Raw genomic sequence first — 13,366 nt, forward strand, 5'->3', positions numbered from 1 at the left:
GCAAATGATTCGTGTTTAGACCGCTAAAAGGCTAGAAAAAGGGGTAGAAGTATAAATGATGATGTAAACTGCGACGAAATTATCAGCGTCTGCAAATTTTCAGATTATTTCAGCTTCAGACTTTTTGCCTGGCTCTGGCTTACCCTTCAGGTCTTGCAAGTTTAGCCTATTCAGCAATTGCTCACATCTGACCCAGCCTAGCCCGAGGAAAATTGCCGTTAATTGCACGCTGATTGCACGCTTATAGCAATATATTAAATATTTTATAATGATTTGCCTCAGGACATAAACCCAAAGGCATAAAGAATAAGAAAGTTATCCATGTTATTACAGCCTGTCATTCTCTCCGGGGGATCTGGAACCCGGCTATGGCCGCTATCGCGTGAAAAGCATCCCAAGCAATTGCTCGCCCTGATAGGCGAAGAGACCATGTTGCAGGCAACTGCGACACGCGTCAGGGACTTTTCCGGTGTCCTGGGCGTGGCCGAAAGAATGATCGTGGTTTGCAATGAAGAATATCGCTTCATCACGGCAGAACAATTACGCGTTGCCGGCTTTAACAACTGCAGCCTGCTACTGGAACCCACCGGCCGCAATACTGCCCCGGCCTTGACGCTGGCAGCCCTGGCAGCAGTGGCATCAGACAATGATGCAGTCCTGCTGGTGATGCCGGCTGACCATGTGATCAATGATAAACAGGGCTTTCACCAGGCCATACAAGACGGCCTGCAACAGGCCATTGACGGCGCCATGGTGACCTTTGGTATCGTGCCTGACCGCCCTGAAACCGGTTATGGCTACATCCAGACCGGCGATGTACTGCCAGGTCAGGCTGTGCGTGAGTTGCAAGCCTTTGTAGAAAAGCCTGTACTGGAAGTCGCCCAGCAATATCTGGATGGTGGCCGCCATTTATGGAATAGCGGCATTTTCATGATGCGTGCCAGCACCTGGCTGAAAGCCATACAGCACTTCCATCCCGCTATGCATGAAGCCTGCAAACTGGCGATGGACAAGGCCAGCATCGATAGCGACTTTGTTCGCGTTGATAAAGAAGCCTTCCTGTCTTGTCCTTCTGACTCCATCGACTATGCAGTCATGGAAAAACTGGCCAAAGACCAGGATTTGCATATCCCCGGCTATGTCGTGCCCTTCAATGCAGGCTGGTCTGACGTTGGTGCCTGGGACGCAGTCTGGCAAGTGTCGGACAAAGATGAAAACGGTAACACTGTCCATGGCGATGTCTTGCTGGAAGATTCACGCAATTGCCTGGTGATCTCCGACAGCCGCCTGGTTGCCTGCCTGGGTCTGGAAGATGTCATCGTGGTCGAAACGCCAGATGCGGTGCTGGTCACCAATAAAGCCAATACCCAAAACATCAAGCGTGTCGTGACCCGCCTGAAAGATGAAAACTATACCCAGACTGATAACCATCGCAAGGTATACCGTCCATGGGGACATTATGATTCCGTCGACAGTGGCGAACACTTCCAGGTGAAACGCATCGTCGTCAAACCGGGTGGCCGCCTGTCCATGCAAATGCATCATCACCGAGCTGAACACTGGATCGTGGTCAGCGGCACAGCGCTGGTCACGCGCGGTGAAGAAGTCATGACCCTGGTCGCCAATCAATCTACCTACATCCCGCTGGGCGTCAAGCACAGGCTGGAAAATCCCGGTGAAACCGACCTTGAACTGATAGAAGTGCAATCTGGTACTTACCTGGGTGAAGATGATATCGTCAGGTTCGATGATATCTATGGACGTGTCGCAGGCTGATCCCTGCTAAGGAAAACCAAGCTTTGAAAGCTGTACTCATCTCATTGTGGCACTACCGCCACTTTATCCTGTCGTCCATCAAGGCCGAGTTTGCCGGGCGCTTTGCGCGCAGCAAACTGGGTGCCCTGTGGATGATCTTGAATCCACTGGCGCAAGCTACCATCTTTGCCATCGTCTTGTCTGAAGTGCTGGTTACCAAGATACCGAATATCGAAAACAAATCGGCCTATGCGATTTACCTGATGGCGGGCATGTCAGCCTGGGGTCTGTTTGCAGAAATCATGACGCGCTGTACCACGGTGTTCATTGATTATTCAAACACCCTGAAAAAAATCGCCTTCCCCAGACTGTGCCTGCCCTTGATCGTCGGCGGCAGCGCCCTCATCAATCATTTGTTATTGCTGGCAGCGATAGCAGTAGTGTTTTTATTCTTTGGTCATATGCCGACAGCGGCATGGCTGGTACTGCCGCTGGGTATGCTGTTGATTATCCTGTTTGCCTTTGGCCTGGGCATCATACTTGGGTTGCTGAATGTATTTTCACGCGACGTTGGCCAGGTCATGGGCATCGTCCTGCAACTATGGTTCTGGTTCACGCCTGTGGTTTACCTGATGGACAATATGCCCAGGCGCTTTATCGCGGTATTGAATCTCAACCCGATGACACCACTGGTCAAGATCTACCAGAATGCGCTGTTATATGGCGCAGTGCCAAACATGGCAGATTTGCTGGTTCCCGTGCTGATTTCATCGGGCATGTTTATATTTTCATTCTGGATTTTCCGCCGTGCCAGCGCAGATCTGGTGGATGCATTATGAGTCAAATTGTATTGAGTGTCTCTGGCGTTGGAAAATGCTATTCGAAATTCAGCGGCCTGCTGTCACGCCTGATGTACTGGGCTGGCCTGCCGGTAAAACCGGCCTATGAATATTGGGCCAACCGCGATATCAGTTTCAATGTGCCTGCGGGTCAGGCAGTGGCCATCATAGGCCAGAACGGTGCTGGTAAAAGTACGCTGTTGAAAATGATTACTGGCACGGTGCGGCCGACGACGGGCAGCATCGCTGTCAGTGGCCGCATCAGCGCGATGCTGGAACTGGGGCTGGGTTTCAATCCTGAATTTTCTGGCAGGCAAAATGCCTATATGGCAGGCGGCCTGATGGGCCTGAGTGGTGAGCAATTGGACCAGCTCATGCCGGGCATAGAAAGCTTTGCTGAAATTGGCGCCTTTTTTGACCAGCCATTACGCGTGTATTCCAGCGGCATGCAGGCACGCCTGGCTTTTGCTGTTGCCACTGCCGTGCGCCCGGATGTACTCATCGTCGATGAAATCCTGTCGGTCGGTGACAGCTATTTCCAGCACCGCAGTTTTGACCGCATACGTCAGTTCAAGGAACAGGGTACTTCGATCATTCTGGTCACCCATGGCATGGGTGATGTACGCAGCCTGTGTGACCATGTGATCCTGATCGACAAGGGTTGCGTGCTCAAGCAAGGTGCGGCAGATGAAGTGGTCGATTACTACAATGCCATGATCGCCCGCAAGGAAAACGAGAATTTTTCCGTAGAACAAAACCGTAATGAACAAGGCTGGCTGCAAACACGTTCAGGCACAGGCATGGCGACAGTCAGCAAGCTCAGCCTGCGTGACCAGGACAGCGATCAGGTACTGGCCGCGGCGCACGTAGGGCAAAAGGTCAAGCTGGTGGCGGAAGTGCAATTGCGCGCTGACATTCCGGAACTGGTGCTGGGCCTGATGTTGCGCGACAAGCAGGGTAGCGTCATCTGGGGTAGCAATACCTGGTATTCGCGCCAGGTGCAAAATGATTTGCGTCAGGGCGATATGCTGGAATTTGTGCTGCCGTTTGAATGTCCCTTGGGACCAGGTTCTTATTCTGTCACCACCGCATTGACCAAGGCAAAAACCCATCTCGATGAAAACTATGAGTGGTCAGACAATCTGCTGGTGTTTGATGTCATCAATGTGGATCACACTGAGTTCATTGGCAGTAACTGGTTGCGTGGGGAATTTGAGATCAGGAAATTGACGGCAGACTAAGTAAGCTTATTTGTGCTTATGCTCGTCTATGACTTGCTGGTAGAGGCGGGCATAATTGCTCGCCATTTTATCGGCAGTGAATAAATCCAGATAGCGCTGGCGCGCATTGACACCCATTTGCGCGGCCTCTTGTGGATTTGCCAGCAGATACTCCATGGCCTGCCTGAAAGCTGCCGGGTCACTCGGTGGCACGACCATGCCGGTCTGGCCAGCGACATTGATGTAAGTCGTGCCAGTGCCAATTTCGCTGGAGATCATGGGCTTGCCATACATCGCACCTTCCAGCAATGAAATGCCAAAAGCCTCCGAACGCAGGTGTGAAGGAAATGCCAGTGCATAGCACAGGGTCAGCAAGGCGACCTTGTCCGGTTCAGGCAAGGCACCGAGGAAATGCACGTTCTTCAGTTGCAGGCTTTCTGCCTGGCGCTTGAGTTCGATTTCTTCCGGGCCATCGCCAACGATAACGATGGGGATATCCGTCCCCGCTGCGGCTTCCAGCAAGATATGCAGGCCCTTGTAGTAACGCAGCATGCCGACAAACAGGAAAAAGTTTTCACCTACCCTGGCCCGCCATTTCGCCAGCAGCTCTGCTGAGGGAACTGGGTAAATACTGTTATCCAGACCATAGGTGATCACCTCGGTCTTGTCTTTATACAGTTCCAGCGTCGGACTGGTGGCCAGGTAATTGGGCGAAGTTGCGACGATGCGGTTTACGTCACGCAGGAACTGATGTTTTAGCGGTGAATACAGCTTCAGCAAATATTTTTGCCTGACGATATCCGAGTGATAAGTGACAACGCTGGGTTTTTTGATACGTCCCAGGAAATGGGCAATATCCATGAAAGGCCAGGGGAAGTGATAGTGAACCACATCCGCCTGTTTCGCCAGTTCTACAAAGCGCGATAAAGCCGACCAGGAGAAGCCGGTAGAAGCGATTTCAAAATTCAAGTGGGCACGATGTACCTTGTGTCCTTCAAATTCTATCAAGGGGCGACCTGCATCACGTGTCAAAGTCAGCACTTCGTTTTCCACACCCAGACGTGTCGTACCCACCGCCATCTGGCGTATGACTTGCTCAACGCCACCAAAGGTGTCGGGGTAATAGGTGCGGTAGAAGTGCAGGACTTTCACTGGGCGCTATCCTTAACCGGCTCTGAGCGTTTTAACTACCTGATAGGCTGCGACTGTGTTACGCACACAGGCATTCCAGGTCAGCTCGGCAGCACGTTGCAAGCCACGTGCTTTGGCTGTGCTACGCCATTCTTCATCTTCCAGCGCCTGGCGCAAACCGTCACGTATGGAATTCACATCCGCCGGGTCTACCAGCATGGCTGCACCAGCGGCTACTTCTGGCATGGAAGAGCAATTCGAGGTCAATACCGGCACACCACTGGCCATGGCTTCAGCAATCGGCAGACCAAAACCTTCATACCAGGATGGATAAGTAAACAGGCGGCAACCAGCATACAGGATAGGCAGCAATTTCTGGTCGACGAAACCCAGGTATTTGATCCAGCCTTCACGCTGGCCTTTTTCTATCTCGTCATGAATGGTTTCACTTTGCCAGCCCTCGCCACCCACCAGCACTAGTGGCCAGCGCTGACGCAGGTTATCTGGCAAGGCGCGGTAAGCTGCCAGCAAATGCAGCAGGTTCTTACGCGGTTCTATGGTCGAGACAAAAAAACTATAGCCATCCGGCTGCAAACCAAATTCATGCAAGATGGGTGCTGTTTCTTCTGCAGTGTATGGATGAAATACTTCATCGACACCCAGCAAAACGGCACGCACCTGATCAGGACCCAGGCTGAATTCCTGCATCACTTCGTCACGCGTTGCCAGGGAGTCTGTCAATACCAGATTGGCCCGCTGGATTGCCTCTGGGATAGCGATGCGCATGCGGTCTATCCTGGCCTTGGGGTGCCATTGCGGATAACGGTAAATCGATAAATCATGCACCGTCACCACGCTGGGTAGACGGGTCCTGGGTACAAAGTAATTGGGACCGTGAAAAATTCCATCCGACACACTGTTCAACTGGCGGCCAGCAAGCATGGGCAGTAATTTGCCATACAGGCGTGCCACCATGGGCAACTGCCCCAGTTGACGGCGCAGGCGGCTTTTATAACTAGCCTTGACTGGTGCCGTAGGTACAGTTCCTGGTATATCTGCGCTTGCAGGCTGGTCTATGCGCGGTAAGTCACGCCAGAAGCCATCTGACAAATAACGTATCGATTCTATCTCTGCCTGCATGGGCAAGCGGGTAGCAAGCTCCCATGCGTATCTGCCTATGCCCGCCAGTGGTGGATGTATGGCTTCTATAGACAGGACGACATTCATGCTGCGTCCTTGTGCTGCAACATCCAGGCCAGCGTGTCGCGCAAGGCGATGACCGGCAACTCACCTATGCATGCGTGCAAACGTTGGCCATCACCCATGAGTTTATGCACTTCATTGGCACGCACAAAGGCCGGATTCACATGCACCTTGATTTCATAACCGGCAAGCTCACTGGCCATTTGCAATACCGAGCGCAGAGTGTAGGCAGTGCCGGAACAAATATTGAAAGTCTGGCCTGCAGGTGCTTGCTCCAGCAAACGGGCATAGGCGGTGGCAACTGTACGTACATCAGAAAAATCTCTGGCGACATCCAGATTGCCAAGTTCTATATCGCTGGCTTTGCGGCGGTAATGATTGATGATCTTGGGCAGCAGGAAATTTTCTGTCTGACCTACACCAGTGTAATTGAAGGGGCGGGTCACAATGATGGGCAGCTTGTCCATCCAAAGGCGTGCTACATGCTCCATCGCCAGTTTGCTGACACCGTAATCATTGGCGGGTTGAGCTGGTTCGGTTTCGGCGATGACTTCTGTGCGGGTATTGCCATAGATATTGGCGCTGCTGGCGATCAGCACGGCGCGCGGCTTTTTATCCAGGCCAGCCAGTGCTTCCAGCAGATTACGGGTACCGACTACATTGACGCGATAAATTTCTGCAGCGTCACCATGAGCAACAAAGGAAATAGCGGCAAGATGGGCAACCACATCTGGCTGGATTTCTGCCACCAGTTCAGCCAGGCGCTGCTTGTCACCCAGGTCGACAGCAAAATTGTCTTGCCCGGGTGCTTCTGCTCCGTGGGTAGTACCAAAAACCCGGTAGCCAGCCTCTTTCAGTTCTTGCGCCAGATAACGACCTGTGAATCCCTTGATGCCTGTTATCAGGGCGCGTGGCATCGCAGACATCAGAACGACGCGCCGTTCTGGTTACGGCGTAAATCTGCTTCTACCATCATCTGGCACAATTCTTCCAGTGTGGTTTTCGGTTCCCAGCCCAGCACTTTTTTGGCTTTGGCAGGGTCACCGATGAGCAATTCAACTTCCGACGGACGGTAGAATTTTGGATTGACACGTACCAGCAATTTGCCGCTTTTTGCGCAAGTAGCTGTTTCGTGTTCGCCTTCACCTGACCATTGCAACTGTATGTCCGCAGCCTTGAAAGCCATGGTGACAAAATCACGCACGGTTTCAGTACGGTTGGTCGCCAATACAAAAGTATCTGGCTTGTCGGCTTGCAGCATACGCCACATGCCTTCAACATATTCCTTGGCAAAGCCCCAGTCGCGCTTGGCATCCATATTGCCGAGTTCCAGCACATCGAGTTTGCCTAGCTTGATCTTGGCGACAGAATCAGTAATCTTGCGCGTCACGAATTCGCGGCCACGCAGCGGGGATTCATGATTGAACAAGATGCCGCTACAGCCAAAAATGCCATAGGACTCACGGTAATTGATGGTCATCCAGTGCGCATACAACTTGGCTACGCCGTACGGACTGCGCGGATAAAATGGAGTCGATTCAATTTGTGGCACGGCTTGTACCTTGCCAAACATTTCAGAAGTAGAAGCCTGATAGAAACGGATTTCAGTATTGACGATGCGAATTGCTTCAAGCAGATTCAAGGCACCGATACCGGTAATTTCTGTCGTAGTCAGTGGCTGTTCAAACGACACGCCAACAAAACTTTGCGCTGCCAGGTTATAGACTTCAGTAACACCAGTAGTTTGCAACAGACGTATGCTGGCCGATAAATCGGTGAGATCATATTCAACCAGATGCAAGGCAGGGTGGGCATCTATACCCAGCTCTTCTATGCGCCAAAAATTGACTGAACTGGTACGGCGATAAGTGCCATAGACGGTATAGCCTTTTTCCAACAGCAACTGAGCCAGATAGGCTCCGTCCTGACCAGTAATACCAGTGATTAACGCTTTTTTACTCATTCAAGAAAACCTCTTCGCCATGGCGAACATTCAAAATTCTTTTTGCTAACCAGATAATGGACCGCTAATTTGAATCCATCTGTGACAGTGATCACAATTTATCCACAGTTGCACAGTATACAATGAGTGTTCGCCGCACTGCGGAAAATTAATGCAAGCGCATGTAAGTGATACTACTCAAAGATCGTTTTAAAACTGGATCAAGTTGGATTAAACTGGATTAATGTTAATTAACTGGAAATCATTTTCTTATTATTAATATAAATTAATTAACTGTGTTATATGCGCCATAGCGCTTGCGGTAAGCTGCGACTGCTTCTTTATATTGAGACAACTGCGCATCACCACCAGCAACCGACAGATAATCAAATAAATCATTCAGGTTGGCGATAGAAACGACTGGCATGTCATACGCCTGACCGACTTCTTGCGCGGCGGAATGAGCCGACAGGGCATCATCTTTGCCTGAACGCTCCATACGATCCAGGGCGATCAGCACTGCGCTGGGGGTAGCACCGGCGTTACGGATCAGATCCACCGATTCACGCACTGATGTGCCGGCAGAAATGACGTCATCAATGATCACGACCTTGCCTGCCAGTTTGGCACCAACAATACTGCCGCCTTCACCATGGTCCTTGGCTTCTTTGCGGTTATACGCAAACGGCACGTTCCTGCCCATGCGCGCCAATGCCACTGCAGTTGCCGATGCCAGGGTAATGCCTTTATAGGCAGGACCAAACAGCATGTCAAATTCCAGGCCAGAATCGAGCAAGGTGCGAGCATAGAAGTCAGCGATGCGGCCCAGATTGGCACCGTCATTGAACAAGCCAGCATTAAAAAAATAAGGTGAGGTGCGACCAGCTTTGGTGACGAATTCGCCAAAGCGTATCACGCCAGCCTCGACTGAAAACTGTATAAAATCTTGTCTCAAAGTACTCAAAATAACCTCAATTCCTTTAATTTGTGCCGTTTTCTTTACCAGACCACAGCATAACATGCGTACTTATCTGGATTTAGACTGTTTCAGGCGGTAAAACCAGTAAAAATTCTGCCATCAGTGCCTCAGACGCTGACAAATCCACCATATTTGCATGGATTTGGGTGGAAATGGCGTGACAAGTGATGCCAAGTTGTTGTAATTGCATGGTCTGCATTTGCAAATCTTTACATCCGGATAAATCCAGATACAAATCTCCGGCACGGACCGCGACAAAATCGTCTGTTGGCGGCAAGCCGGGCAAGTCCAGTTGCTTGAATGTCCATGCTCGGGCGTAGCGGAAGTCGGGACCAGCGTACCAGACAGTTTCAATGCGCAAGTCCTGGCGCTTAAGTAGCAAGCTTTCCAATGCTGTTTTCAAGCCTGCAGGCATGGTCTCTTGTAACTGGCACCAGGCACTGACATCCAGCATGACCATGCGTTTGCCGGGGCGAGGCGTGCAATTGGCCAGATGACGCGCCAGTTCGCGTAAATCATTGCTTGCTACTTCTGCATGCAAGTGTGGATGTTGCGGCGACACGGGCGAGATATCAGCGATAGCCGCCAGGCTGCGGTGCATGCGTGCGGCTGGTTCTGTCAGTGCAAATTCCTCTATCGCTTCAGCATACATACGTGCAGCCAGTGCGGGCGCATGATGTTCTTGCACAAACTGCCTTGCCCTTTTCCCCAAAGTCTTGCGGAGTAAGGTGTCCTCAAGTAGCTGGCTGATGGTCTGCAATAATTCAGCCTGCGTAAAATTGTCTGGCATTGCCTGCACGGCATCTTCTGGCAGTTCTGCCATGGCACCGTTGCGGTTCAAAATCACAGGCAAGCCATAAGCCATGCATTCAAGGACAGCAGCTGAAGTTTCGCCACGCGAGAGTGTACGCAACTGCACCGCGCCATCAGCAGCCTGCATGTATAAGGCAAATTCTTCTGCGGTAGTAAAACCAGTGATGCGCACGCGCTCGCAATTGGCAATACGCTCTTGCAATTGCGCACCATATTCACCCGGATCATTCTTGCCAACAAAAATCAGATGACAACGTTCGTTCTTGCCAAGTGTAGATTCCAGCCAGGCATCCAGCAAGACATGATTGAGCTTGGTCGGCCCCAGCATGCCAAAGCTGCACAAGACAAAATCCTGCTCGTCCAGCCCTAGCTTGTTCCGTGCCAGGTGTCTGTCAGATGCAGCAGGAATACGTCTCAACAATGGCACTTGCTGCCACTGACAGGCGGGCCAGCCTTTGATCCAGTTGCGCGCCAGTTCTTGCGCATAGGCAGAATGCACGATCACGCCCTCGGCGCGCTCAAGTATGCCACTGCTACAAGGGTATTTTGCCATCACGGTGGTGTAATCGGCAGCATCACGCCTTTCCAGCAGAGCCGCATAACCATGGGAAACATACATATGTTGCGCCCACAAGCCAGGCATGAATGAACTCATCTCCAGATTGGCGAGTGAGTCACTCAAAAAATAATCATGCAAGACCACGATGCCAGGATAACTGGCAAACAATGGATACATATAAGCATGCGCGGGGGAGTTACCAAAGTGATAGACCACACGGTCAAAACTGGTGGCATGGGTAGTAAACCATAGGCTGTCTTGTATGGCAAAATTGGCTGTCAGCCACGGTGAGTTGACTTCACTTTGTTGTGTAATCAGCGTGATGTCGTAATAATCGGCCAATTCAGGCACTAGATCTGCACTGTAACTGGCAATGCCGGACGCCACCGTTGGCAAAGGCGAGATATAAGCCAGTCTGGGTTTGATCACTGGCAGGCACACATGGACTTTGGCAGCGGCCACTTGCTGTAAGTGAGCATGGCTGACTTCAATCGCATGCAGCGCTTTTTTGGCTGAGGCATCCCAGGAAAATTTCTGGCATTGCTGCAAGCCGTGTTCGCGCAAACGAGCGGCAAATTCAGGCTGCTCAAGTACCTGCAGCATTTTGGCTGTGATGGCTGTTATATCTCTGGGGTCAAACAAGGCATCGGGATATTCCAGCACTTCAGGCAAGCTGCTGGTGTTGGCGGCAATCACCGGCGCGCCACAAGACATGGCCTCCAGCGCAGGCAGGCCAAAACCCTCATGCCAGGATGGGAAGACGAATAATTGGCAATCCTGATACAGCAGCGGCAAGTCTTCATCCGGCACAAAACCGGTCAGTATGATTTCATCCTCTGCCAGTTCCAGTTGCGTGACCAGTGCAGCTATACGTTCACGGTCTGCTTTTTGTACGCTGCAAACGATAGCCAGTTGATGTTGCTGGCGGATTGCAGGCGGCAATCCAGCGTAAGCCTGGATCAGGCCATCGATATTCTTCCGTATATCGATGCCGCCGGTGTACATCACCATGTCGCGGGTGAGGCCATAGCGCTCACGCAATGCCTGCATGGCCTCATCGCTGCAGCTACGCACCTGGAAATGCTCATCCACGGCAGAAGAAATGCTGACCACGCGCTCTGGCGACAACTGCAGCAAATCCATGCCCTCCTGCCTCGACGAATCAGAGATGGCCAGCAACAGATCAGCGCGCTTCAAACTGGCCAGCTTGCGGTAATACCAGGCTCTTTGTGCCGGGTCGTTCAGATACTGTTTGTCATACATCAGGGGAATCAGGTCATACAGCGTTACCGCTGTTGGCAAGTGTTCACCCGATATCGCAACACTGGATACTGCATCATCACCCGAACCTTCAAACAGGCTGGTGACATGGACAAAATCGGGGCGCAGCGCAGCCAGTGCCTGCTCCCTCAGTATTTCTGCCGCACGGCTACGCCAATAGTTTTGTGGCACCAGTTCTGCCACCGGGCCGGGAGCGCCCCAGGTAACAATACGTTCTTGCCGCACCATACCGGCAAAGGCATCACGCAAAGGCTGTATGGTGTCAGGAAACAAGTTGCTCAGTAACAGCCAGATTTCATGCTGGCCTGCATTGCGTACCATGGCTTTGGCGAGCGCCAGTGAATAGCGGCCTATACCGCGGTGGCGGCTACCAGTGGATTGACAGGCTTGTAAATCGATAATAATGCGCATGGTGGGGGTCTGTTTTACTATTGTCGGCTGTGGCTGCGGTGCATGCGGCTCTGGAGCTCATTCAAAATTCGCTGACCCTCGTCGTTGAGCCTGTCTGGCATGACTTCACCCGCCGCTGTCTTTTCGACTTTGGCTGGCATGAGTTTTTTGAGCATGAGCTTGATATCACCCAGCAACTTGGGCAAGCCACCGCTCTTCAACAATTCCACCGAATAGCGCATAGGCGCGGTCAGTTTCCAGGAAGAACTGGCATAGACCGCCTTGAGTTCAGCACGCAATTGTTCTTCATTCATGATGGCGCAAAGGGGTAGCTACCCGGAGGGAAAAGTAGGCAAGTATAAACCATCTGCTGGCTTTTCCCTCCCAAGTACACGTCTTGCTGCGCTATCTGGTATGCTTTCTATCTCATTTTTTAAGTCACTACCTACCAGCATGACTAAAATCATCTCTGCCAATCTGAATGGCATACGTTCCGCCGCCAAAAAAGGCTTTTTTGAGTGGATGCAAAAGGAAAACCCTGACGTGATCTGCGTGCAGGAGCTGAAAGCCCAGGAAGCGGACATGACGCCGGATTTCCTGAATCCGCACAAATACCATGGCCATTTTCACTATGCCGAGAAAAAAGGCTATTCCGGTGTCGGCGTATACAGCAAGAAAGAGCCAGATGCGGTCTATATAGGCTTTGGCAGTCCAGAATTCGATGCAGAAGGCCGTTATGTGCGCTGTGATTTTGGCAAGTTATCGGTGATCTCGCTGTATTGTCCTTCCGGCTCATCCTCACCTGAACGGCAGGAAGCCAAATTCCGTTTCATGGAATTGTTTTACCCACATCTGCAACAACTGATTGCAGAAGGCAGGGAAATCATCATCTGTGGTGACTGGAATATCGCCCACAAAGAGATCGATTTGAAAAACTGGAAGAGCAATCAAAAAAATTCCGGCTTCTTGCCTGAAGAACGCGCCTGGATGACGCGTTTGTTTGATGAACAGGGCTGGCTGGACGTGTATCGCCATCTGCATCCTGAAACGACAGGGGAGGCCTATACCTGGTGGAGCAATCGTGGTCAGGCCTGGGCAAACAACGTGGGATGGCGTATCGACTACCATGTCGCTACCAGCGGCATAGGTAAAAAAGCGCATACAGCATCGATTTACAAGGAAGCCCGTTTCTCTGATCATGCGCCGCTGATCATAGAGTACAAATAAGCTCTTGGCCTTTCAATGAAAAATGCC

Annotated in this window: 11 protein-coding genes; 4 read left to right on the forward strand and 7 right to left on the reverse strand. The window is 51.5% G+C overall.

Translation table 11 applies throughout. The features are described from left to right. The first annotated feature begins 321 nt into the window (after positions 1-321). The 3 genes from ACO0LD_RS20860 to ACO0LD_RS20870 are packed head-to-tail and all read left to right on the forward strand — an operon-like array spanning position 322 to position 3,835. Entirely contained in the window at positions 322-1,776 is a 1,455-nt protein-coding gene (locus ACO0LD_RS20860; RefSeq protein WP_423010102.1) for a mannose-1-phosphate guanylyltransferase/mannose-6-phosphate isomerase, read from the forward strand. A 23-nt stretch (positions 1,777-1,799) separates the two neighbouring features. Then, positions 1,800-2,594, forward strand: a complete 795-nt coding sequence (locus ACO0LD_RS20865) for an ABC transporter permease (RefSeq protein WP_423010103.1) — start codon at positions 1,800-1,802, stop codon at positions 2,592-2,594. Continuing rightward, the gene (locus tag ACO0LD_RS20870; RefSeq protein WP_423010104.1) at positions 2,591-3,835 is read left to right on the forward strand and encodes an ABC transporter ATP-binding protein; all 1,245 of its coding nucleotides are present in this window, start codon (positions 2,591-2,593) and stop codon (positions 3,833-3,835) included. Before ACO0LD_RS20865 ends, ACO0LD_RS20870 begins: the two co-directional genes overlap by 4 nt. A 6-nt stretch (positions 3,836-3,841) precedes the next feature. On the opposite strand, the gene ACO0LD_RS20875 is transcribed toward ACO0LD_RS20870, so the two are convergent. The 7 genes from ACO0LD_RS20875 to ACO0LD_RS20905 form a co-directional block, all read right to left on the reverse strand. Beyond that, positions 3,842-4,966: a glycosyltransferase family 4 protein gene (locus ACO0LD_RS20875; RefSeq protein WP_423010105.1), complete on the reverse strand. Its 1,125-nt coding sequence runs from the start codon at positions 4,964-4,966 to the stop codon at positions 3,842-3,844. Between the two features lie 12 nt (positions 4,967-4,978). Beyond that, complete coding sequence (locus ACO0LD_RS20880; RefSeq protein ID WP_423010106.1) at positions 4,979-6,172, reverse strand: glycosyltransferase family 4 protein; 1,194 nt, start codon at positions 6,170-6,172, stop codon at positions 4,979-4,981. Beyond that, positions 6,169-7,065, reverse strand: a complete 897-nt coding sequence (locus tag ACO0LD_RS20885; protein ID WP_423010246.1) for a GDP-mannose 4,6-dehydratase — start codon at positions 7,063-7,065, stop codon at positions 6,169-6,171. The genes ACO0LD_RS20880 and ACO0LD_RS20885 overlap by 4 nt, the downstream gene beginning before the upstream one ends. An 8-nt stretch (positions 7,066-7,073) precedes the next feature. Next, positions 7,074-8,111 carry a GDP-mannose 4,6-dehydratase gene (gene gmd, locus ACO0LD_RS20890; RefSeq protein WP_423010107.1) on the reverse strand — a complete coding sequence of 346 codons (1,038 nt, stop codon included), beginning with the start codon at positions 8,109-8,111 and terminating at the stop codon, positions 7,074-7,076. A gap of 265 nt (positions 8,112-8,376) precedes the next feature. Then, positions 8,377-9,054: an orotate phosphoribosyltransferase gene (pyrE, locus tag ACO0LD_RS20895; RefSeq protein ID WP_423010108.1), complete on the reverse strand. Its 678-nt coding sequence runs from the start codon at positions 9,052-9,054 to the stop codon at positions 8,377-8,379. Positions 9,055-9,127: 73 nt separating this feature from the next. Further along, positions 9,128-12,133 carry a glycosyltransferase gene (locus ACO0LD_RS20900; RefSeq protein WP_423010109.1) on the reverse strand — a complete coding sequence of 1,002 codons (3,006 nt, stop codon included), beginning with the start codon at positions 12,131-12,133 and terminating at the stop codon, positions 9,128-9,130. Between the two features lie 17 nt (positions 12,134-12,150). After that, entirely contained in the window at positions 12,151-12,426 is a 276-nt protein-coding gene (locus ACO0LD_RS20905) for a hypothetical protein (protein WP_423010110.1), read from the reverse strand. A 139-nt stretch (positions 12,427-12,565) separates the two neighbouring features. On the opposite strand from ACO0LD_RS20905, the gene ACO0LD_RS20910 reads away from it, so the two are divergent. Continuing rightward, positions 12,566-13,339, forward strand: a complete 774-nt coding sequence (locus tag ACO0LD_RS20910; protein ID WP_423010111.1) for an exodeoxyribonuclease III — start codon at positions 12,566-12,568, stop codon at positions 13,337-13,339. Positions 13,340-13,366: the final 27 nt, after the last annotated feature.

This window comes from Undibacterium sp. Ji83W, assembly GCF_049340385.1.
Taxonomy (GTDB): domain Bacteria; phylum Pseudomonadota; class Gammaproteobacteria; order Burkholderiales; family Burkholderiaceae_D; genus Undibacterium.